The organism is Enterobacter sp. AG326 (assembly GCF_004362415.1).
GTDB lineage: Bacteria > Pseudomonadota > Gammaproteobacteria > Enterobacterales > Enterobacteriaceae > Enterobacter > Enterobacter asburiae.
Window position 1 is genome coordinate 608,239 of record NZ_SNXG01000001.1, and the last position, 19,519, is coordinate 627,757.

Consider the following 19,519-nt stretch of genomic DNA (forward strand, 5'->3'; position numbering starts at 1 on the left):
AAACAATGACAACAAATAACGCCCCGCAGGGCGAACTGGTTTTACGCACACTGGCAATGCCCGCTGACACCAATGCCAATGGCGATATTTTTGGCGGCTGGCTGATGTCGCAGATGGATATGGGCGGCGCAATTCTGGCAAAAGAGATTGCCCACGGGCGCGTGGTGACTGTGCGAGTGGACGGCATGACCTTCCTGCGCCCGGTTGCGGTGGGAGATGTGGTTTGCTGCTACGCGCGCTGCGTCAAACGCGGCAACACATCTATTTCAATCAACATCGAAGTATGGGTTAAGAAAGTCTCTTCGGAACCCATTGGGCAGCGTTATAAGGCCACCGAAGCGCTGTTTATTTATGTCGCCGTAGATAGCGAGGGTAAACCTCGCCAACTTCCACAGGCTTGATCGACAGGCAAAAAAAAGCCTCCATCAGGAGGCTTTTTTTATTCCATCTGCGCCCCGCCGTTCAGGCGGAAAACAATATTCACAATCAGTCCGCTGCCCGGTTTTCCGGCTTCATAGCGCCATCTGCGCATCGCCGATTTCACTTCGCGCTCAAACATATTAGAAGGTTGAGCTGACAAGATTTCCACGTTATCCACGCGGCCATCCGCAGTGACGTCAAATTTTACCCGTACGCGGCCTTCAATACGTAAGGCCTGCGCTCGTGCCGGATACTGAGGCTGGTTGCGACTCAGCGCGCGCGGGCCCGCCGGGGCACTGACTGTCGGCTTAGGCGCTGTCGCGGTGTTATTCATCACCGGACGCGAAGGCGCCGCATTCTCCACCGTCTGGGTCGCGCGCGGTTCAACCGGCCGTTCCTCGCGTTTCGGACGCTCCTCAACCTTTTTCACCGGTTTTGGCTTCGGCTTAGGTTTTGGCTTCGGTTCAGGCTTGTGGATCACCACCGGCGCTTCCTTCGGTGGCGGCGGAACAGGCTCGGGCTCTGGCTCTGGTTCAGCCACCGGCTGCGGTGGCGGAGGTGCAACCTGCGGCGGTTCGAGATCCGCTGGCGAGACCATCGTCACCGAAATCGGCTGCGCGGGCGCGGGCATTTCAATAACCTGATGAACCGAGGTATACAGCAAACCCGCCACAACAGCACCGTGAATCACGACAGAAAGCAGCGTCGGCCAGGGAAAGCGGCGAGGTAAATCAAGGGTCATCGAAGTCATAATCATCAACGTTAAAAAACCGAACACTGATTTTAAATGCAAATAGCAATCATATTCAATAAGACACTTTGTTCTGACGCAACTTTAGCGCATGAGAGGCCAAAAAAGGCGCATTCAGATCAGGGTATTAACATTGTTTTTATTTTACATTGCAGTCGTTTGCCCTTTCACATAACGTAACTGACACTTTTACCGGTTAAGGAGCTTCGCCGTGTTTTACGTGATTTACTCTGAAGATGTTGCTGATTCGCTCGAAAAACGCCAGGCTGTGCGCCCTGCGCATCTGGCACGTTTGCAGCTGCTCCAGGATGAAGGCCGTTTACTGACCGCCGGCCCAATGCCTGCAGTAGACAGCAACGATCCGGGCGCCGCCGGTTTTGCCGGTTCCACCGTAATTGCTGAGTTTGAATCCCAGGAAAGCGCTCAGGCATGGGCTGACGCAGATCCGTATGTCGCAGCAGGTGTGTATGCGAAAGTGACGGTTCGACCGTATAAGAAAGTGTTCTGATACCAAAGCGGCTCCGAAAGGAGCCTTTTTTATAGTAGAGATTACGCGTCTCTGCGCCGGGTAAACTGTTGCTCCGTTATAAGGGTTCCCCACTGATCGCCCTCCCACTCTTTGACGAGCGTAAATCCAAACGATTCGTATAAACGTCGTGCGGCGGTAAGCTTATTGAATGTCCAGAGATGCACGGCAGAGAAACCTAGGCTGTCACAAAAGCGCATCGCTTCGGTAAGCAGTTTTTTCCCCACCCCGTGTCCCCGGCAGCCATCGTCGAGAATAAACCAGCGCAGATGGGCTTCACCCGGCGCTAAATCCTCGCCGTCTATCGCCACTGACCCCACTATCCTGCCGTTCATCACCGCCAGCCAGATCTGGTTGCATGGCTTATCCAGGCGGTCACTAAATTCTGCAACCCCTGCGGCCACTTTGGCTTCAAAAAAGCGGCCAAAATGGTGCTCGCGCGCGTAGTAAACCCCGTGCAACTCCGCGATACGGCCAATCATGCCGGGAATATACCCCTGCACTATCGTGAGCTCATCGGGGGGCGTGTCGTTGCCCTTTTCACGGCACGCCAGCAGCGCGTTGGCATAAAGGGAGAGCCCCTCAGAAATGGTCTGCTGCTGGGCAGGAGCAAGACTCTTTATTGCTGAGACCACGCGCTCGTTGCTAAAGGTATTAATTTTACTGACCGTCTCATGACCTTTCGCGGTCAGCCTGAGACTCTTCGCTCTCGCATCTTCAGCTGAAATAACCTCCTCGAGCTCACCCGCGGCAATCAGACGAGCCAGCATCCGGCTGACGCTGGACTTATCCAGCCCCAGCAGCTGCACCAGCTGACTCGCCGTCATCTCTTTGCGTAGGGCTATTTCGACCAGGGTATGGACGGTCGAAGGTGAGTAATTCGTTGAGGCCAGGGTCGAGGCCATAAAGCCTAACTCTCGCACCATCAGGCGCGAGGAACGTCGAATAACACTGACTATCGGGGTTTCGCTGTGCATGTTGTGCCCTCATCGGTTAGTTGCACTATACAACTAATCAATGAGAGGTTGTCAAACATAATAAAAAGGCTCCCTCAGGGGCTTTTTAAAACGTTTCAACATCATGAAATAAATGGATTTATTTCTGATCATGTCCACATGTTGACCACATCGGTATCTTAAACCCTGCCTAGGCGGGGTTTTTGTTTTGCTTGTACTGATAGGCTAGAAATAATTTAGAGTGCAACCAGAATGCTGTTGATTGTAACCTATATGCAAAGTACAGATGTTCTCACCCTATTTGCCAAACAGCTCAACTGAGACATCGGGGTATCCGTAATTACGCGCCCCCCTATTACCTGGATTGCCTGGACTTCCCGGATTACCTGGATTTCCTGGGTTTCCTATGTTTCCTAAATTCCCAATATGCTTGTTTAGGATCATACCGTTATAAAGTTCACCAATGTATTGGCCAGAAAGTCTATAAACATGCGTTCCGCGAAGTTGGCCTACAGCGCGGCCATTCATGCTATGTATGTATTTCCCACGGATAAAACCTACGGCATTTCCTTTTGAATCATATATATAATTTACCATTTCCCCACCTTTCTTAATTACTGCACCTTCAATAAAGCGCATGCATCTCGGATAGACTTAGCACCTTCACTTTAAGCAGTGAAGGTGTGGGTGATTTAAATGTTCTGGCTCGGCCGGCTTTCTATTAAATGTAACCTATACTTCAAGGCGTGATGTGTTCTAAATTCATTCTGAAGATTGATTTTGAGGTTAGGCAAACTACTAACGTATTCCCATCTCCCTTGTTTTTTTTGTCCAATGAGAGAGTTGTCAAAGAGAAAGTTTATATAATGACGTATCGTTCCGTCAGATACATCGGTAAACTCATCACGACACTTCGCAGCAAAATCATTAAAATCAAATGTTTCCACTTGAATTGTTTGAAGGACAGTTAAAAGATTCTCAATTTCAGGGAATTGATTAGACCATTCATCAATGACCTCATTATACACACTAATAGAAGCCTCACGATCTGCTTCATAAAGCTCGCTTGAGGTGTAAAGGCCAGAGCTATTACTCTTGTGACACGCTCTGATTTTATTAAAATAGACTATAATGTCTCGAGGTCTGAAGAAAGAACGACGACATACATACTTAAAGGGTGGAGTCCCCTGCCTCACGAACGACACTTCAAACACTTTGCCAGCTCTATCTTTTTCATCGCCTAACTGAATATCCGCTGGCTTGTATTTTTTTATTCTCTCGTAATACATATCATTGAGATTATTTTCATCCCATGAAATTATGATGGCACTATCTTGTAACAACTTATTCTTATCATTAAACCTCAAGGAGTGATAAATATCCGTTCGCAAAAATGGAATTACTTTTAATTTATCATTAAGACGTTCGTCTGACGCAATGTTTCTACATACATTTAAAAGATTTATCAGAACTTTACTATACTCTTCGATTTGTCCTTCCAACCAATTCTCATCTAACTGATCAAGAGCGATGAGTATTTTATTATTCCCGATATTGTCTTTAAACACTCTTTCAAAATGTGTAAGCAGGGTGAATGCATTTGCTCTGAGCTTCTGTTTTAACTGGGCATTTTCAGCTACTTCCTCTAAGGAAATCTCTCCTGAATCCAGAGTTATCTCGTCGAGTTCTGCACTGGGCCCCTTTATGACTTTTAATCTAGTAATTTTTGAAAATAAAACTTCCCGCAGTGAAGGATCTGGACTACCAAAAATGGTTTTAATATATTTATCAGCCCACTTAAGTTCTTTATTTAAAGGCTCTCCTTTACTATTTTTTATTTCTATAAGCTTAGAAAGGGCTTTAATATAAAAAAGATACATCCAGCTCTTCTGATAAGCGGATAGTTCCCCTGCCATAGCATCCTTGTAGAGCTGATGGGCTGGCCACGGGTAGTCACTAAAGTTCAGACATACGGAGTTAAATCCATTTAGATTGGTAGGATTTCCTCGTCTAAGGTGTTCATAAATGGCTGTTTTTCCAGTTCCTTTTCGCCCAAGAACTAACCAGGCTCTGCTTTCAATGATATCCTTGATTGCCGGTAGCTTGAAAAAATATGTCTGTAAATCTCGATCTGTTTCTGCTGAAACTTGAAATTCGGGAAGCCAGTCTTTTATGTCCATTGAGTCTCTTTACCGTGTGATAAGCTACATTTATCATGAAGTTAAGCCCATGCCACGCGGTGAATCAAGGTTTTTCTTGCTTATCTATAATCAAAATCTCAAAATTACTTCGTCTGATGTTTTCATCGGTGCTCATTCTTAGTTATTACTTAGCTTTGATAAAAGCCGTTTAGCGGTATCAGCCCTCCAAGATGAACACCGCCGCTCATGACACCTTTCTTACCTTTATAAATTCAACAATAAAAAGCCCCGCAATTGCGGGGCTTTCTTTTGGTCACATCCAGGTGATTTGTTGCTGGCCTGATTGTGTCGGATGCGGCGGCGCTGGCACGACTTCACCCGGCGATACAATGAAACGCTCGACCGTCTCAGTTGTGACAAACGTGCAACTGCAGTTGATGTTTGTGCACTGGTGATAGCGCTCTTTTGTGGTGTCAGAAAAATAGCGGCTTGTGCGAGCGTGAGCGGCAAAATGGCATTTAGGACAGTGAAACATGGCGAGCACCTCATTTAATTTCCGATGAGCTAATTTTAACCATTGAATCCTTATATAACAAACACTTAAATCATAATTATTGATTTAACTCCTCGCTTTCATACTCCACATCCGAAACCTTAACCTCAAGCTCTAAGCCCGTCGTGTAGCCGTTCCCGTTGAGGTTATGCACCACCCGGCTGATTATCCACGCCTGATCGTCTATGACGCGCTTAAACCCTTTCACCGCGATTGGCGTTTCAGGAAATAAATCTGCCCGGCCAATAGCCAGCGAAATTGAAAACTCCGCAACGCCGCGCTGCAGCTTGTCCCACTTCGCCTGAGCCGCGCGCATGGCCTGCGCCTTTGTCGCGTAGATGGTTGTTAGCTCCAGCACGTTGTCAGACTCACCGGCCATATACTCACCCTCGCGGGCTTCCTGCTCTTTTTTGGCTTTTGCCTTTGCAGTGGTTTTGGTCGCTTTCGGATGCTGCAGCGCGCGCAGGTGCTGTACCTTTGGCTTGCGTTTGAGCTTCACCTTTTGCTTTTGTGGTTTCGGGTCTTTGGTGTGCAGCCATTTGGCCGTAACGCCGGTATAGGCTTCGCGGTCAGCAATCGCAAACTGATGCCGGTCGCCGTCGCCGCGTTCAAGCGTCATCAGCGGAATGGTCCGGCCACCGGCCGTCATGCCGCTCCCGGCTTTCAGTAGCAGAAGTTTTCCCGCCTTTACCGAAACCGCCGCACCGTTAAGGTCAGCCAGACGGGACAGAAACACCGCGTCGGATTCCTGAGCCTGGTCAATATGATGGACGGGGATCGCTTTCAGCGTATCGGCCACGCTGGCCTCAAGCTTATTGCGCGCTGCGATGGTCTCAACAATTACCCCGAGTGTGGTGTCGTGCCATGACTGTTCCCGGCGTGAGTTCAGCGACCCGCGAAAATCAGCGCTGCGCCCCCGGATGGTCAGCGTATCTGGCGCGCCACGGTGCTCGATTTCATCTACCGTAACCGTGGCCGCAGCAACCGCGACGAACGTGTCGACATCGATATCAGTCATCAGGCGCTCGCCGGTGGCGTGCTGTGCGGAGACGGTCAGTGGCGGCAGATTGTCACCATTGAGGACGCGCTCGCCGGTGGCTGCACCCTGTTTAACCTCGACCAGCTTAAGCAGGAAAACAGCGCGGATGACTTCCGTAACCTGTTTATGTGCGAGTTCGTCGACGATAAGGCGTCCGTATTCCCGTTCGAGGAGCTGCAGCGCTGCATGGTCGATGCGATGGAAGAATGGGAGGACTTCGAGCCGTTCGCCGACCGTCCGTTTAACTGGCGTCCTGTCTGGATTGGCTATGACCCGTCACACACCGGGGACAGCGCCGGGTGCGCGGTACTGGCTCCGCCGCTGGTTGCCGGTGGCAAGTTCCGCATCCTTGAGCGTCATCAGTGGAAAGGCATGGACTTTGCCGCACAGGCCGAGGCCATCCGGGCGCTGACCGAGAAATACACCGTTGACTATATCGGCATCGATGCGACCGGCATCGGCCAGGGTGTTTACCAGCTCGTGCGCTCATTCTTCCCCGCGGCGCGCGCCATCCGCTACACGCCGGAAATGAAAACCGCAATGGTGCTGAAAGCAAAAGACACCATTCGCCGCGGGTGTCTGGAATACGACGCCGGGGCAACCGACATCACGCAGTCATTTATGGCTATCCGCAAAACCATGACCAGCAGCGGCCGCAGCGCCACCTATGAAGCCAGCCGCAGCGAGGAAGCCAGCCACGCGGATATCGCGTGGGCGACCATGCACGCCCTGTTAAACGAGCCGCTTTCCGCCGGTAGCGGTATGCAATCAAGTTCAATTCTGGATATTAACTAAGATGAAAAAACGCCAAAAGAAACAGCCAAAACAGACCAGCATGACCGCCAGCGCACCGCAGAAAATGGAGGCGTTCACCTTTGGTGAGCCCTCCCCCGTTCTGGATCGCCGCGACATCCTCGACTATGTCGAGTGCATCAATAACGGCAAATGGTACGAGCCGCCGGTCAACTTCTCGGGACTGGCAAAAAGCCTGCGCGCCGCCGTACACCACAGCTCCCCGATTTACGTAAAGCGCAACATTCTGACCAGCACCTTTATCCCGCACCCGTTGCTGTCCCGTCAGGACTTCAGCCGCCTAGTGCTTGATTATCTGGTCTTTGCAAACGGCTATCTCGAAAAGCGCATGAGCGTGACCGGCCAGCTCTTTAAACTGGAAACCTCCCCGGCCAAATACACCCGCCGTGGTGTCGAGGATGGCGTTTACTGGTACGTGTCGGACTATACGCACCCGCACCAGTTCGCCCCCGGTTCGGTGTTTCACCTGCTTGAGCCCGATATCAATCAGGAGCTCTACGGGATGCCGGAATACCTGAGCGCGCTCAATTCTGCCTGGCTGAATGAGTCCGCCACGCTGTTTCGTCGCAAGTATTACCAGAACGGTGCGCACGCGGGTTACATCATGTACGTGACCGACGCGGCGCAAAGCAGCACCGATGTTGAGGCGCTGCGCTCCGCGATGCGCGACTCGAAAGGGCTCGGGAATTTTAAAAACCTATTTTTCTACGCTCCGAACGGGAAACCAGACGGCATCAAGATCGTGCCGCTGAGTGAAGTCGCCACGAAGGATGATTTTTTTAACATCAAGAAGGTGAGCGCCGCTGACCTGCTCGATGCGCACCGCGTGCCGTTCCAGCTTATGGGTGGCAAGCCGGAGAATATCGGCTCGATGGGCGATATCGAGAAGGTTGCGCGCGTGTTTGTACGTAACGAGCTGACGCCGCTGCAGGAGCGGTTTAAAGAGATTAACGATTGGTTAGGAATGGAGGTGATCCGCTTTAAGGATTACAGCATCGAGACCGAGTAGACCCGCATAAAATGCCGCCTCCGGGCGGCACATCCTCAGAGCTCACCAGACGCCGCACACGCCACGCAACCCCGCCACCGCCTACGATTAAACCTCACCGCTCAGCGCGCCGCCACGACGCGCACAGACCCGCAAAATAAATTCTGTCACCACGTCTGGCGCGCAGTGCTATCCCCGCCTCGCCTGCCCGCTTAACGGGTCGCTTTTAATGCAGGTGCATCAGTAGCCCCGAGCCACGGCAGCGCTGGCGTCCCTCAGGAAAATTCTCAGCCATTTTTGCATGCAAAAAAATGCACCAGAGCATGCACGCTTTTAAGCATCGTATTCTTCTTTCCAAAGACTGTTATTTCTCTTAATTTCATAGAGTATTTCTTTTGGTATTTTAACTCGATGTTGTTTCATTGCTGTTTCGATAATGAAATAGCCTTTTTTAAAGCTAATCGGTTGTTTGCTGTATGAAAGTAGTTGAAAAATACTCCGCCAACCGATTGATAAACCTATTTTTGTTTCGAACTGCCACTCTTCCCCCTGAAAGTGCAAAGTATATGGCAAGTTTTGAATGCCTAAATTAACATGTTCCAGAGTAAGAGCCATACTGTCAATCTGGATGAAAATGTTCATTAAAGGTGCATCAAGCGGTTTAAGATTTTTGACCTTGATGACTGAATAATCTTTAGTGCCATTCACACTCTCAGATCTAAGTGGTTCAACTGTGATGAGTATTTTTTCGACATTATTCTGCGAGGCTTGATAAGCCATCCATAACGACACAATAACGGCAAACAATGTCGCAACCCCGGATAGCCATCCACCTATCATTGACCAAAAAGCGACTTCGCTAGTATGCCCCGCCAACCGCCATCCCCAGTCCACTCCACCAACAAAAAGACCAACAACAAAAGACAATCCACAAAAGAATAAACCTATTAGCAATCCCCAACGCATAAGCCTCACCATTGTCCTCATTTTAGATGATTAAAACAGCGATAAATTATTGATAAATTCATTACTTGTCACCTCGACCTTATCGACTATCAATAATTAGCGCATTCCCTCATTGAGCGATACTGGTCGCTCGTATTCAATCATGAAAACATCGTGATATGTACGCCCTAACCAGTACCCACCGCCTCAGTCTTTAGGCCGCTGGAAGAAAACCCACCCTCCGGGGCGGTAATACTCTAAGGTCTCCCCCCGATAGACCACCTGAAAACCCAATTCATGCCCGGCCATAACCTCCACAAAACACTGTGCGCACATACAGCTTTTTAGCGGATATTCAGGCGAAATGCTAACGCCTCGCAGGGCTCGTTGTTCAACACCACCGGCACTGAAAGCAAGTTTCAGCACCGGCGCTGTTCTTACCGTTGCCGTGGTGGCTGGCATTTGGGCATGTTTACCGGTGTGATCGCATATGATTTCGGATTGCTTATGTCGCTATATCGGCGATGATTGTCTCTCACTACACCTGCACACCCGACCAGCTCGTCAGGGGTGAGATTCTCGTTAATCATGATTTGCTGCAGGCGATGCACGACGGCCATCAGCTTAACGTTGTGTTTCGAATGTACGGGCGGTGCTGGCATCATTCACGTATGGCTCATTTTAACCACCCATTTTTTTAGCATTGGCGATCAGCTCGTCTGAATATTGCCAAACTCCGTCATCAGCCACGAAAGCGCCAGCCGAAACCCCGTTAAGTGTTTCATATCCAATAGCAAGACCTAATGGGTGCAAAATTTCGTGATTAATTCTGAAAACCAGCCCTTTATCGCTAAGTTCTTTCCAGTTCAACAGGGACATACCACAAGGTTCATCCGGGACAAGTAACTGGACGCTCAAAATCACATAGTTTCCCACCCATACCGTTAAATCTGTAACGTCTGTGACCCTTACTGATACACGTTTCCCGGTATATCCGTTCTCTGGTTCCCACTCATGCAACCTGAGAACATCACCACATGAATAGTCACGGTCATTGATACGAAATTCAGCGCGTTTTTCTCCTGACTTCACCGCTTCAAAATGCTCTGGTGCGATATTTAAATCATGGATTTTGGTCATTTATTTCACTCCTCTTGCATTGAAAACCCCGGCCACCCGTCAGCAGCCGCGTATTTGAATTTTTTATCGCCATAAATCACCGTTGCCCCACGCGCTAGCGCATCGAGCTCCCACCGTTCCGGGGTAATGCCTTCCTGAGCTAAATCGAAACGAATATTTGCGACGCGATCCCTTTCAGGCTTTGTCATCCTGGCGGATGGCGCTTGCTCGCTGGTTTTTAGCGGTGCATTGCTTCTTTGCTGCCGATGTTTCCGCGGTGTGCCAGCTTTTAACGCCCCGTTAAGCACCTTCACGACGTCCGGCTCATTCCAACTGGTAACCCCGCGTTCAATCAGGTTTAACACCGCTGCGGCTTGCTCAGACGGCGTATAGGTCATAACTGGATCGCCACCGCCGGTGGGCTTTCCACAGTTATTGACAGGACTCCGAGGCGCGGCAGAGCCGCTTTTTAAGGTCAAAGGCTCAACGGCCAAAACCTTTGGCACGATTCGCCATTCGGCTGTACGGGTTACATGGACACGGTGAGCCCCGAGGTGAGGGGCATAAATCCCGACAATCCTCTCGATATCTTCCTCATAGTCGTTGACCTCATCCGTCACCTTACGGGCAACCCTTACGGCCTGAGCATCACGCGGCATGTTTGCCCCACCCTGCGCGATGATGTACCGCTCAAAGTCCCCTTCATCTGCAGCAGCTCGCGCGGCTTCAACCCTGTCGTCAAACTCGCTGGCAATACTCACCCCGCGCGGCAGCTTGCGCAGTTCGCGGTAAGCGCCCATCGTCGGGAGACCAATCGGTTTAAACTGCGGGATGCGCCATGTAGACGCCCATGCGGTGACGGCTGCAGCCGTATCTTTCAGAGGCTTGCCGGTGTCGTGGTCGAGTTGGCCATCGAGCGCGTAGCCATCAATATTTTTGGCAATGTATTTAGCGATATAACCCGCTGCGCCGCCCTGATTAAGATGACGAGACTCAAAGCGCTGTTTTGCCGCTCCCTTTTCGTGTCCGTCCTCTTTGAGGGCATAACGACGCATGATTTCGTTAATGGCTTTACGCTGACCGGGTTTGCAAAACAGCATCATGTGCCAGTGAGGCGTACCGTCGTGGTGCGGTTCGACAACGCGCATCCCGTACACCTCTAAATCGTTATCTTTGAACGCGGTACGCATCAGGCTCCAGATTCGGCAGAGATAGCGCTGGCCGTCTTTGGGTGTGAATGCGGTTTCGTTCCAGCCGTGATTGAGCTGCACCGTTTTGCTTTCGCCTTTGCCGACCTGTCGGGTCGGATGGTATTTCGAGGGTGTGGTCAGAGTGATAAACATCCCCACGTCACCGGCGCTGGCCGCGTAGCGCTCAATCCCGGCGATGGTGTTCATCAGCTCCATGCGGCGTATCTCAGGATTTGAAATACTCCCCATGACCTTGCTGATGAGGTCGATACGCTCGCCGGTTACTTTGTTTTCGAGCTCGCAGGATTTCAGGTATTCGAGATTAGCCAGGCGGCGCGCGTGAACATCGCGGATCGCCATTTTGCTGGCGTAGGGTGAACGGGCTTTGTTGACCTCACCGGCAGCAATAAGCAGCGCCTCGCGCCAGCGCATCCGCTGAGCCTTGAGCCGGTTGCCCCACCACTCGTCTTTAATAAGTCGTGAAATAGCGGAAAATGCCATGCGGATCGTCATCTGACCCTTACGGTATTTTTTCCAGTACATCGGGGTGATGTTAAATGCGCGAGCAATACCGGCCACTTGCCCGTATAGGTGCGACTGAGCTTCATCGGTGAAAAGTGTCTCTTTCCCGCCGTGAGCCTCCGCCCATGCGTCGCTTAACTCCTCGTATTTGCTCCAGAGCTGAGAGGCAATTCTGGCCGCAAACTTCCTGAGTTCTTTGTCATTCATATCTGGTAAGCGCGCATACTGGTCGCGCTCGGACAGAAACCCAATCGAGGCGGATTCATTCATCCCGCACAGCTCATTAACACGCTCAAGACGCGGCAGCAGCTTGCGCTCAAACGTGTTTTTAAGGAAATACAGCCCACCCAAAGGGCTCTTTTTACGGCGGAGGAAGTTATAACGCGATGTAAACAGCGTTTGCAGGAAAAACGGCAAACGGTCAATACGGTTTAAAACACCTTGCACCTGACGGAGTTCGGCACGTGTAAGGGGTCTGTCGCGGCCAATAGCCTCTTTGTTGACGTTATTCCAGGGATAAGCTCCAACGAATGAATCACTGGAGCCCTTCAAAAATGGTGGTGGTGGCGAGGGGGCAACACGCCCCCGAGGTTCGTTGGACATATTATTTAAAAGCGTCCAGACATAGCTTCCCCAAGCGTTCAATCCGAGCTTCAAGAGCTGAGAATCCAGTAAGATCGCTGGTCAAAAGATCATGCAATACCAAGCCAGAGATAAGCTTAGGGATAGTTGGGTAGTAACCCACAACATCCAGCCATTCCTTACCTTCATTCTTCCCGGATGTAGCGGTCTTTTTTTCCTGCAAAATGAATTGATAGCGGTCACTGGTGATGACGTATTGGTTATTAATCTCGATGCGTATGCTCATTCTGGCTTCCTTTTAAAAGTGGTTAGCCTGCTCAATCGAAGATTGAGTTGTGCAAATTTGCCGACTCTTGACCTAATAACTCGATAATCTCGGTACGATTGAGCTCAGACTTGCTGATATGCGCGATAAGCCCGTCAAATCGAGATGAGAATCGTGTCGCTAGGTCGCGGTGTGCTTCGTTTACTGCCTGCTCCAGAAGAGCGGAAAACATGCCACCTGGAGCTGTATTTTGTTTTTGCATTTGCCTATCTCCGGACAAAAGGAGTCCCCACGCTGTAAGGCGCGTAATAAAACGAATCCAGATTAATTAATGTAAATACTGCTCAGGTTTTACCGAGGTTAAAATGGTTGGTGCGTACTCAAAAAGGCTAAACAGCTCTCGCAGCGCGCGGAAAAGTTTGTCGCGCCAATAACAGCCCTCTTCATTCAAACGCCAGTGCGGCATCATAAATTCCTGCTCTGTCAGTCCCGCATGAAGAAACAGTGATCGCCTTTGGCTAACGGTCAGGCGGCTGATGAAAGTTGCCTTCGACACGCCAAGTTTGCGGTGCCGGGCGAATGCATTTCTCAATTCATCAAGCGCGCAAACAAGACGCTCACGATCGGCTTCGGTCATTTCCTCTAAGCGCATGACAGAGTGACGCTGTTTTAATTGAGCGTGGAAACAAACCGTAAGACGCTCCCGCTCCATCATGTGATTGTAAAAATCGCAAGTGTCCTGCCAGCGAGGCTGAGCCAGATACTTGCAGACCAGACCGCGAAGCGCTGTTGGTTGTTTCTGGATCACGTCCAGTGTCATTACCGTCATAACCACATTCCTCTCTTTTTGACCAGGCGGCGAAGTTTCTCGATAACGCCCTGCTTTCGGGTTCGGATGATGATGCCCTTGCGTCCGCGACCGTGAGTGATAGTGAAGTTAATCTGACTAGGGCTTTCTCTACGCAGTAGTTGAGCAATGCAACGGGGTTCATTCTTCATACTGGCTCCCCTAATCCGAGCCACATCAGCCAACCGTCTCTAATTTCCTTCGGGCGGCTGTCATAGGCCATCTTCATACCCTTGTTCCACGCTGGCAGGTAAACCCAGTATTCCCCTGCTCGGCCGCTTGTTGACTGAGGATCAGTCATCTCAACCACAGGCAGCTTACCCTTCTCAATCATCCCTTTGACTGCTGCAGGAGTTTTGCCAATAAGACGCGCGAATTCCTGATATGGGACGGCGTCGCTCGCACTATCAATGACCCTATTCATTTGTGAGTATTCCTCGTTAGTGTTTTAATTGCTCCTAATGGCTATTAATTGCCATATTGGAGCCATTGGTTTGCGATAACGAATTGAAGATTACTCCGTTATCGTTTTTCTATCAATAGTGGAGTGTTAATTACGATGATACCCGTAAATGAAAAGCTAGCGATCATGCGTGAGTCAGAACGTATGAATAGGAAAGAATTCAGTGACTTAACAGGCGTTCCATACAGCTCTCTTTCGAGTTACGAGAAGGGTGTAAAAGATATGGGCATACAGGCGGTGATGAAGATTTTGAATCATCCTCAGTTCAAAAAATACACCATGTGGTTCATGACAGAGACGATATCACCTGAAGCTGGGCAGATTGCACCGGCTCTCGCGCACTTTGGGCAGCAGACAACAACGTCATCCCACTCAGACCAGAAAACTGGCTAACTATTTATGGCGCTTATTTGTGCAGTAAATGCACAGTGAGTTTTTGCTATTTAAATCAGGAAATTGAAGTACGCAGTAACATCATCGGGAGGCTTTATGTCTGTTAAAAAGCTCGATGATGGTCGATATGAAGTGGACATTAGACCGACCGGGCGTAACGGAAAACGCATCCGTCGGAAGTTCGACAAGAAAAGCGAGGCGATGGCTTTTGAAAAGCATACTCAATATAACCATCACTCAAAGGAATGGCTTTCAAAACCAACGGACAAACGCCAATTGTCGGAACTGAAAGAGTTATGGTGGAAGCTGAAAGGTAAACATGAGGAACACGGTCAATCGTATCTCAGGAAAATTGAGCGTTTCGAAACGATGACCGGAAATCCGTGCGCTTTCCAGATCACCAAGAGCCTGATAACGCAATATTGTGCTCAACGCCGGGGTGAAGGTATTAAGCCAACTACCATCAACCGCGACCTGATCACGCTAGGTGGGATGTTCACAACCCTGATTGAGTCAGAACTGTATAACGGTGAGCATCCATTCAGGGGATTCAAAAAACTGAAAGAGCAGACAGCCGAAACGGGCTATCTCACTCTTGAGGAAATTGACGCCTTACTTGCTGCGCTCTCAGGTGATAATCGTAAAATTGCGGTTTTGTGTTTGAGTACCGGGGCAAGATGGGGAGAAGCTGCGCGATTGAAGGCGGAGAATGTGATTCATAACCGGGTGTCTTTCGTTAAGACGAAAACCAACACACCGCGCACGGTCCCGATCTCTGATGACGTTGCGGCTTACGTAGTCGGCAAAGCACGAGGCTTTCTGTTTCCTGAGGCCAGTTATGCTGAATTCAGGCGAATCCTCAAAGAAGTTAAGCCCGACTTACCGGCGGGGCAAGCAACACATGCTCTACGACACTCTTTCGCCACGCACTTTATGATTAACGGGGGCAATATCATCACACTGCAGAGGATCTTAGGTCATACGAAAATTGCGCAGACAATGGTCTATGCGCACTTCGCTCCTCAGTACCTGCAGGACGCGATTTCGCTTAACCCGCTAAAGGGTGCTAATGGTGGTAAGAGTGTCCACAATGTGTCCACACCCTAGCCGCTTTTTATGGCTTTTGGCTGCTAGTAGTAAAACGTGAAGCCTTGTCTGGCACGGCTTTCCAGCTACGCCAGACATTAAAAAGGCTCCCTCAGGAGCCTTTCAAACCATCAATGTAGCGACGCTAGCCTCGCCGCAAACCCGACAAACAGCAGCCCTATCAGCCCGTTCCCCAGCTTTGCCAGTTTCTTTTTCGTTTTCAGATAACGCGTGACAAACGCGCCGGAGAAGATCAGGAAGCTCATGTACATAAAGCTTATTAACTCCAGCGTCGTCGCGAGGATCAGGAAAGAAGTGCCGGTGCTCTGTGCATTCACGTCAATGAACTGAACGAAGAACGATACGTAGAACAGAATCGCTTTGGGATTGGTCAGGCTTAACACCAGCGAACGTTTCATGATCATACTGGCCGGTTCAGGCCCGCTCTCATGCGCATTTTTCTGGCGGTTCACCACTGACCAGAGCATTTTGCCGCCCAGCCAGAGCAGATAGAAGGCCCCGAGATAGCGCACGATATTAAACAGTACCGGCGTGGTCTGGATTAATGCCGCGACACCCGCCCAGGCCAGAAACATCAGCACCGCATCGCCGATAAATACGCCTGTGGCGGCAAGATACCCTTTTTTAACGCCGTGACCGATCCCGGTTTTGAGCACAAACAGGGTATTCGGCCCTGGCACCAGCACGATAAAAAATGCGCCGACAACATACGTCCAGAAATTCAGTACGCCAAACTCCGCAAACACTTCTCCCTCCTTTTGCTAAACACAACAGGAATATCGCTGCAAATACGCTATTCCTAAAAAATCAGACGCTATAAAATCAGCGGGCACCCGTTACGGTGCCCTCATGGTTTCAGATATCCTGGACTGCGAACAGCAACGCATTGCGGTGCCTGGTCAATCCACATTTTCTGATGGCGTGAATACGCATATTGCGGCGGGATTGTGCTTCCAGCCAACGAGCCTTGCGACGACTCACCTGTCGCAACATGCGCCAGCGCCCTACTTCTGTTCTACTGCGCTTCATGTCTACAACTCTTTAACTAACAGAATCGCCATTATAAACCCAACCCGGCAGCAAACCAGCGCTTTTACCTGGCGTTTTTATTTGCCAGATGAATCCTGATGCGTACACTCATAACAATACGCTTTCAAAAGGATTTTTTTACCTATGACAACCTTCTACACCGTGGTGAGTTGGCTGGTCATTTTGGGATACTGGCTGTTAATCGCGGGTGCGACATTACGCATCCTGATGAAGCGCAGAGCCGTACCCTCTGCCATGGCCTGGCTTCTGATCATTTATATCCTCCCGCTGGTGGGAATTATTGCCTATCTCTCTTTCGGCGAGCTTCATTTGGGTAAACGCCGCGCCGAGCGCGCCCGCGCCATGTGGCCCTCCACCGCGAAGTGGCTGAACGATCTTAAGGCCTGCAAACATATTTTTGCCGAGGAGAACAGCAGCGTCGCCTCCTCACTGTTTAAGCTGTGCGAGCGCCGCCAGGGGATTGGCGGCGTTAAGGGCAATCAACTGCAGCTGCTGACCTCGTCCGACGACGTCATGCAGGCGTTAATCCGCGATATTCAGCTGGCGCGTCATAATATCGAGATGGTTTTTTATATCTGGCAGCCCGGCGGGATGGCTGACCAGGTCGCTGAATCGCTGATGGCTGCCGCACGTCGCGGCATTCATTGCCGCCTGATGCTTGACTCCGCGGGTAGCGTGGCATTTTTCCGTAGCCCCTGGGCGGGCATGATGCGTAATGCCGGTATCGAAGTGGTTGAAGCGCTGAAGGTGAATCTCCTGCGCGTGTTTCTGCGCCGGATGGATCTCCGCCAGCATCGCAAAATGATCATGATCGATAACTATATTGCCTACACCGGCAGCATGAATATGGTTGACCCGCGCTTCTTCAAACAGGACTCGGGCGTAGGTCAATGGGTTGATTTGATGGCGCGAATGGAGGGGCCGATTGCCACCTCGATGGGCATCGTGTATTCCTGCGACTGGGAGATTGAAACCGGCAAGCGTATCCTGCCGCCACCGCCGGACGGCAATATTATGCCGTTTGAAGAGGCGAGCGGTCATACCATTCATACCATTGCTTCCGGACCGGGCTTCCCGGAAGACTTAATCCATCAGGCGCTGCTGACGGCAACCTACTCGGCGCGTGAATATCTGATCATGACGACGCCCTACTTTGTCCCCAGCGACGACCTCCTGCACGCGATCTGTACCGCCGCGCAGCGCGGTGTCGATGTGAGCATCATTTTGCCACGCAAAAATGACTCCCTACTGGTGGGCTGGGCCAGCCGGGCATTCTTCAGCGAACTGCTGGCCGCAGGGGTGAAAATTTACCAGTTTGAAGGCGGATTGCTCCACACCAAGAGCGTTCTTGTCGACGGTGAGCTGAGCCTGGTGGGGACGGTCAACCTGGATATGCGCAGCCTGTGGCTAAACTTTGAAATCACGCTGGTCATTGATGATGCCGGCTTTGGCGGCGACCTCGCTGCGGTGCAGGATGATTATATCTCCCGCTCGCGGCTGCTGGATGCCAGACTGTGGGTAAAACGTCCGATGTGGCAGAGAATTGCCGAACGACTGTTTTACTTCTTTAGTCCGTTGCTGTAAAACGTGCCCAACGATGTTAAACAGGTAGTCATCATGGAAATGGATCTGAACAATCGCCTGACCGAAGACGAAACGCTCGAGCAGGCCTATGACATTTTTCTCGAACTGGCGGTTGATAACCTCGATCCCGCAGACGTGATCCTCTTTAATCTGCAGTTCGAAGAGCGCGGCGGCGCTGAATTGTTCGACCCTTCAGAAGACTGGGCTGAGCATGTGGATTTCGACCTGAATCCTGACTTCTTTGCCGAAGTGGTGATTGGGCTGGCCGATGAAGACGGCGGCGAAATTAACGATATTTTCGCCCGCGTCCTGCTCTGTCGGGAGAAAGACCACAAGCTGTGCCATATTCTCTGGCGCGAATAATAAAAAAGGCTGCGATTGCAGCCTTTTTTATTTACTCCGGCAATTCACTGCCGCAGCGGTGACAAAACCGCGCGTCGTGTTCATGTTCGCCCTGCTGGCAATGAGGACATTTGCACTGCTGCTTACGGCTCTGAAACGCGCTGCTCATGTGTGTGGTAATAAGTCCCGTCGGGATCGCAATCACCGAATAGCCAATCAAAATCAGCACGGACGCCACGATGCGCCCCAGTGGCGTATGGGGCGTAATATCACCGTAGCCCACGGTCGTGACGGTCACAATGGCCCAGTAGACGGACGCATTGAGCGTCGTAAAGCCATACTTCGGCCCTTCTATTAAATACATCAGCGCGCCAAAAACAATCATGACGATGGCAATAAACGAGTAGAACAGAATAAGCTGATGCCGCGCGCTTACGATCGCACTCCAGAACACGCGTAATGACGGCATAAAACGCAGTAATTTCAGAATACGTAATACCCGAATCACGCGCATCGCTCGCCAGGCAAAGACATAGCTGAGGCTAATCTCCGGCCAAAGCCACATCACATAGAGCGGCAGGATGGTGGCTAAATCGATAAATCCCCAGAAGCTGAAAACATATCTCGCCGGGTTGGGCCAGGCTATCACCCGGAGGAGATATTCAGCGGTAAAAACCAGGGTAATCGCCAGCTCAAGCCAGACAAAGATATGCCATTCGTCAAACGTCAGGTGGTATTGCGTCCCGGCACCCGATTCAATAAAGATGACAACCACGCTGAGGAGCGCAAATAAACCGCAAAGACCTTCGAAGCGTCGTCCGGATACCGTTTCAGGATCGAATAAAAAATGATATAGCCGCCGACGGGCTGACGTGAATAAACGCGACACGGTTACCTCGCAAAAAATAAGGGCTGACATCATG

The 19,519-nt window shown here is 50.7% G+C and carries 24 protein-coding genes and 2 pseudogenes; 8 read left to right on the top strand and 18 right to left on the bottom strand.

The window, feature by feature from the left end:
• The first annotated feature begins 5 nt into the window (after positions 1-5).
• A complete protein-coding gene (gene yciA, locus DFO52_RS02860) occupies positions 6-401 on the top strand; it encodes an acyl-CoA thioester hydrolase YciA (protein ID WP_023335966.1) in 396 nt (131 codons plus the stop codon).
• Between the two features lie 38 nt (positions 402-439).
• Here yciA and tonB read toward each other — a convergent pair whose 3' ends face one another.
• Positions 440-1,162 (bottom strand): TonB system transport protein TonB, encoded by a 723-nt coding sequence (gene tonB / locus DFO52_RS02865; RefSeq protein WP_133549843.1) that lies wholly within the window; start codon positions 1,160-1,162, stop codon positions 440-442.
• A gap of 220 nt (positions 1,163-1,382) precedes the next feature.
• Between tonB and DFO52_RS02870 the strand changes: the two genes are divergently transcribed.
• The gene (locus DFO52_RS02870) at positions 1,383-1,679 is read left to right on the top strand and encodes a YciI family protein (RefSeq protein WP_029741731.1); all 297 of its coding nucleotides are present in this window, start codon (positions 1,383-1,385) and stop codon (positions 1,677-1,679) included.
• A 41-nt stretch (positions 1,680-1,720) separates the two neighbouring features.
• Here the strand turns inward: DFO52_RS02870 and DFO52_RS02875 are convergent, their stop codons facing one another.
• The 5 genes from DFO52_RS02875 to DFO52_RS02895 form a co-directional block, all read right to left on the bottom strand.
• Positions 1,721-2,674 (bottom strand): helix-turn-helix domain-containing GNAT family N-acetyltransferase, encoded by a 954-nt coding sequence (locus DFO52_RS02875; RefSeq protein ID WP_133549246.1) that lies wholly within the window; start codon positions 2,672-2,674, stop codon positions 1,721-1,723.
• Positions 2,675-2,950: 276 nt separating this feature from the next.
• Entirely contained in the window at positions 2,951-3,292 is a 342-nt protein-coding gene (locus tag DFO52_RS02880; RefSeq protein WP_208110463.1) for a 4-fold beta flower protein, read from the bottom strand.
• 53 nt (positions 3,293-3,345) lie between these two features.
• Positions 3,346-4,833: a hypothetical protein gene (locus tag DFO52_RS02885; protein WP_126497722.1), complete on the bottom strand. Its 1,488-nt coding sequence runs from the start codon at positions 4,831-4,833 to the stop codon at positions 3,346-3,348.
• Between the two features lie 274 nt (positions 4,834-5,107).
• Positions 5,108-5,329 (bottom strand): DNA-binding transcriptional regulator, encoded by a 222-nt coding sequence (locus tag DFO52_RS02890; protein ID WP_126497721.1) that lies wholly within the window; start codon positions 5,327-5,329, stop codon positions 5,108-5,110.
• Between the two features lie 76 nt (positions 5,330-5,405).
• Complete coding sequence (locus DFO52_RS02895) at positions 5,406-6,365, bottom strand: contractile injection system protein, VgrG/Pvc8 family (protein WP_243737933.1); 960 nt, start codon at positions 6,363-6,365, stop codon at positions 5,406-5,408.
• Here DFO52_RS02895 and DFO52_RS02900 point away from each other — a divergent pair.
• Positions 6,315-7,181, top strand: a pseudogene (locus DFO52_RS02900) (terminase family protein); the annotation flags it as partial. The gene DFO52_RS02895 and the pseudogene DFO52_RS02900 sit on opposite strands and share 51 nt — an antisense overlap.
• A 1-nt stretch (position 7,182) precedes the next feature.
• Positions 7,183-8,208 carry a phage portal protein gene (locus DFO52_RS02905; RefSeq protein ID WP_133549248.1) on the top strand — a complete coding sequence of 342 codons (1,026 nt, stop codon included), beginning with the start codon at positions 7,183-7,185 and terminating at the stop codon, positions 8,206-8,208.
• 312 nt (positions 8,209-8,520) lie between these two features.
• Here DFO52_RS02905 and DFO52_RS02910 read toward each other — a convergent pair whose 3' ends face one another.
• The 9 genes and pseudogenes from DFO52_RS02910 to DFO52_RS02950 form a co-directional block, all read right to left on the bottom strand.
• Positions 8,521-9,153, bottom strand: coding sequence for a hypothetical protein (locus tag DFO52_RS02910; RefSeq protein ID WP_133549250.1), 633 nt, complete (start codon positions 9,151-9,153; stop codon positions 8,521-8,523).
• A 99-nt stretch (positions 9,154-9,252) separates the two neighbouring features.
• Positions 9,253-9,441, bottom strand: a pseudogene (locus DFO52_RS23250) (hypothetical protein); the annotation flags it as partial.
• Positions 9,442-9,569: 128 nt separating this feature from the next.
• A complete protein-coding gene (locus DFO52_RS23255; protein ID WP_133549252.1) occupies positions 9,570-9,797 on the bottom strand; it encodes a hypothetical protein in 228 nt (75 codons plus the stop codon).
• 16 nt (positions 9,798-9,813) lie between these two features.
• The gene (locus DFO52_RS02925) at positions 9,814-10,272 is read right to left on the bottom strand and encodes a DUF3850 domain-containing protein (RefSeq protein WP_133549254.1); all 459 of its coding nucleotides are present in this window, start codon (positions 10,270-10,272) and stop codon (positions 9,814-9,816) included.
• 5 nt (positions 10,273-10,277) lie between these two features.
• Positions 10,278-12,566 (bottom strand): replication endonuclease, encoded by a 2,289-nt coding sequence (locus DFO52_RS02930; protein WP_133549256.1) that lies wholly within the window; start codon positions 12,564-12,566, stop codon positions 10,278-10,280.
• Between the two features lies 1 nt (position 12,567).
• On the bottom strand, positions 12,568-12,831 hold the full coding sequence (locus DFO52_RS02935) for a DUF5405 family protein (protein WP_133549258.1): 264 nt from the start codon (positions 12,829-12,831) through the stop codon (positions 12,568-12,570).
• A gap of 31 nt (positions 12,832-12,862) precedes the next feature.
• Positions 12,863-13,072: a DUF2732 family protein gene (locus DFO52_RS02940; RefSeq protein WP_133549260.1), complete on the bottom strand. Its 210-nt coding sequence runs from the start codon at positions 13,070-13,072 to the stop codon at positions 12,863-12,865.
• A gap of 66 nt (positions 13,073-13,138) precedes the next feature.
• On the bottom strand, positions 13,139-13,639 hold the full coding sequence (locus tag DFO52_RS02945; RefSeq protein ID WP_133549262.1) for a replication protein B: 501 nt from the start codon (positions 13,637-13,639) through the stop codon (positions 13,139-13,141).
• 166 nt (positions 13,640-13,805) lie between these two features.
• Positions 13,806-14,081 carry a regulatory phage cox family protein gene (locus DFO52_RS02950; RefSeq protein WP_047723235.1) on the bottom strand — a complete coding sequence of 92 codons (276 nt, stop codon included), beginning with the start codon at positions 14,079-14,081 and terminating at the stop codon, positions 13,806-13,808.
• Positions 14,082-14,216: 135 nt separating this feature from the next.
• On the opposite strand from DFO52_RS02950, the gene DFO52_RS02955 reads away from it, so the two are divergent.
• Together DFO52_RS02955 and DFO52_RS02960 are read left to right on the top strand one after the other, a co-directional pair.
• The gene (locus DFO52_RS02955) at positions 14,217-14,513 is read left to right on the top strand and encodes a helix-turn-helix transcriptional regulator (RefSeq protein ID WP_032658822.1); all 297 of its coding nucleotides are present in this window, start codon (positions 14,217-14,219) and stop codon (positions 14,511-14,513) included.
• A 96-nt stretch (positions 14,514-14,609) separates the two neighbouring features.
• On the top strand, positions 14,610-15,620 hold the full coding sequence (locus DFO52_RS02960; protein ID WP_133549264.1) for a tyrosine-type recombinase/integrase: 1,011 nt from the start codon (positions 14,610-14,612) through the stop codon (positions 15,618-15,620).
• A 110-nt stretch (positions 15,621-15,730) separates the two neighbouring features.
• Here the strand turns inward: DFO52_RS02960 and leuE are convergent, their stop codons facing one another.
• Entirely contained in the window at positions 15,731-16,366 is a 636-nt protein-coding gene (gene leuE, locus DFO52_RS02965; RefSeq protein ID WP_023312092.1) for a leucine efflux protein LeuE, read from the bottom strand.
• 109 nt (positions 16,367-16,475) lie between these two features.
• On the bottom strand, positions 16,476-16,649 hold the full coding sequence (locus DFO52_RS02970) for a YciY family protein (protein ID WP_086379783.1): 174 nt from the start codon (positions 16,647-16,649) through the stop codon (positions 16,476-16,478).
• Between the two features lie 144 nt (positions 16,650-16,793).
• Here DFO52_RS02970 and cls point away from each other — a divergent pair, with 144 nt between their 5' ends.
• Positions 16,794-18,254: a cardiolipin synthase gene (cls, locus tag DFO52_RS02975; RefSeq protein WP_133549266.1), complete on the top strand. Its 1,461-nt coding sequence runs from the start codon at positions 16,794-16,796 to the stop codon at positions 18,252-18,254.
• Between the two features lie 33 nt (positions 18,255-18,287).
• Entirely contained in the window at positions 18,288-18,617 is a 330-nt protein-coding gene (locus DFO52_RS02980) for an HI1450 family dsDNA-mimic protein (RefSeq protein ID WP_006810881.1), read from the top strand.
• Between the two features lie 31 nt (positions 18,618-18,648).
• Here the strand turns inward: DFO52_RS02980 and DFO52_RS02985 are convergent, their stop codons facing one another.
• Positions 18,649-19,518 carry an ion transporter gene (locus DFO52_RS02985; RefSeq protein WP_208110464.1) on the bottom strand — a complete coding sequence of 290 codons (870 nt, stop codon included), beginning with the start codon at positions 19,516-19,518 and terminating at the stop codon, positions 18,649-18,651.
• Position 19,519: the final 1 nt, after the last annotated feature.

Bases quoted from the DNA above. Each gene is read 5' to 3' on its own strand.
- yciA (WP_023335966.1), top strand. From the start codon at position 6: ATGACAACAAATAACGCCCCGCAGGGCGAACTGGTTTTACGCACACTG.
- tonB (WP_133549843.1), bottom strand. From the start codon at position 1,162: ATGACCCTTGATTTACCTCGCCGCTTTCCCTGGCCGACGCTGCTTTCT.
- DFO52_RS02875 (WP_133549246.1), bottom strand. From the start codon at position 2,674: ATGCACAGCGAAACCCCGATAGTCAGTGTTATTCGACGTTCCTCGCGC.
- DFO52_RS02880 (WP_208110463.1), bottom strand. From the start codon at position 3,292: ATGCGCTTTATTGAAGGTGCAGTAATTAAGAAAGGTGGGGAAATGGTA.
- DFO52_RS02885 (WP_126497722.1), bottom strand. From the start codon at position 4,833: ATGGACATAAAAGACTGGCTTCCCGAATTTCAAGTTTCAGCAGAAACA.
- DFO52_RS02890 (WP_126497721.1), bottom strand. From the start codon at position 5,329: ATGTTTCACTGTCCTAAATGCCATTTTGCCGCTCACGCTCGCACAAGC.
- DFO52_RS02895 (WP_243737933.1), bottom strand. From the start codon at position 6,365: ATGACTGATATCGATGTCGACACGTTCGTCGCGGTTGCTGCGGCCACG.
- DFO52_RS02905 (WP_133549248.1), top strand. From the start codon at position 7,183: ATGAAAAAACGCCAAAAGAAACAGCCAAAACAGACCAGCATGACCGCC.
- DFO52_RS02910 (WP_133549250.1), bottom strand. From the start codon at position 9,153: ATGCGTTGGGGATTGCTAATAGGTTTATTCTTTTGTGGATTGTCTTTT.
- DFO52_RS23255 (WP_133549252.1), bottom strand. From the start codon at position 9,797: ATGATGCCAGCACCGCCCGTACATTCGAAACACAACGTTAAGCTGATG.
- DFO52_RS02925 (WP_133549254.1), bottom strand. From the start codon at position 10,272: ATGACCAAAATCCATGATTTAAATATCGCACCAGAGCATTTTGAAGCG.
- DFO52_RS02930 (WP_133549256.1), bottom strand. From the start codon at position 12,566: ATGTCCAACGAACCTCGGGGGCGTGTTGCCCCCTCGCCACCACCACCA.
- DFO52_RS02935 (WP_133549258.1), bottom strand. From the start codon at position 12,831: ATGAGCATACGCATCGAGATTAATAACCAATACGTCATCACCAGTGAC.
- DFO52_RS02940 (WP_133549260.1), bottom strand. From the start codon at position 13,072: ATGCAAAAACAAAATACAGCTCCAGGTGGCATGTTTTCCGCTCTTCTG.
- DFO52_RS02945 (WP_133549262.1), bottom strand. From the start codon at position 13,639: ATGACGGTAATGACACTGGACGTGATCCAGAAACAACCAACAGCGCTT.
- DFO52_RS02950 (WP_047723235.1), bottom strand. From the start codon at position 14,081: ATGAATAGGGTCATTGATAGTGCGAGCGACGCCGTCCCATATCAGGAA.
- DFO52_RS02955 (WP_032658822.1), top strand. From the start codon at position 14,217: ATGATACCCGTAAATGAAAAGCTAGCGATCATGCGTGAGTCAGAACGT.
- DFO52_RS02960 (WP_133549264.1), top strand. From the start codon at position 14,610: ATGTCTGTTAAAAAGCTCGATGATGGTCGATATGAAGTGGACATTAGA.
- DFO52_RS02970 (WP_086379783.1), bottom strand. From the start codon at position 16,649: ATGAAGCGCAGTAGAACAGAAGTAGGGCGCTGGCGCATGTTGCGACAG.
- cls (WP_133549266.1), top strand. From the start codon at position 16,794: ATGACAACCTTCTACACCGTGGTGAGTTGGCTGGTCATTTTGGGATAC.
- DFO52_RS02980 (WP_006810881.1), top strand. From the start codon at position 18,288: ATGGAAATGGATCTGAACAATCGCCTGACCGAAGACGAAACGCTCGAG.
- DFO52_RS02985 (WP_208110464.1), bottom strand. From the start codon at position 19,518: ATGATGTCAGCCCTTATTTTTTGCGAGGTAACCGTGTCGCGTTTATTC.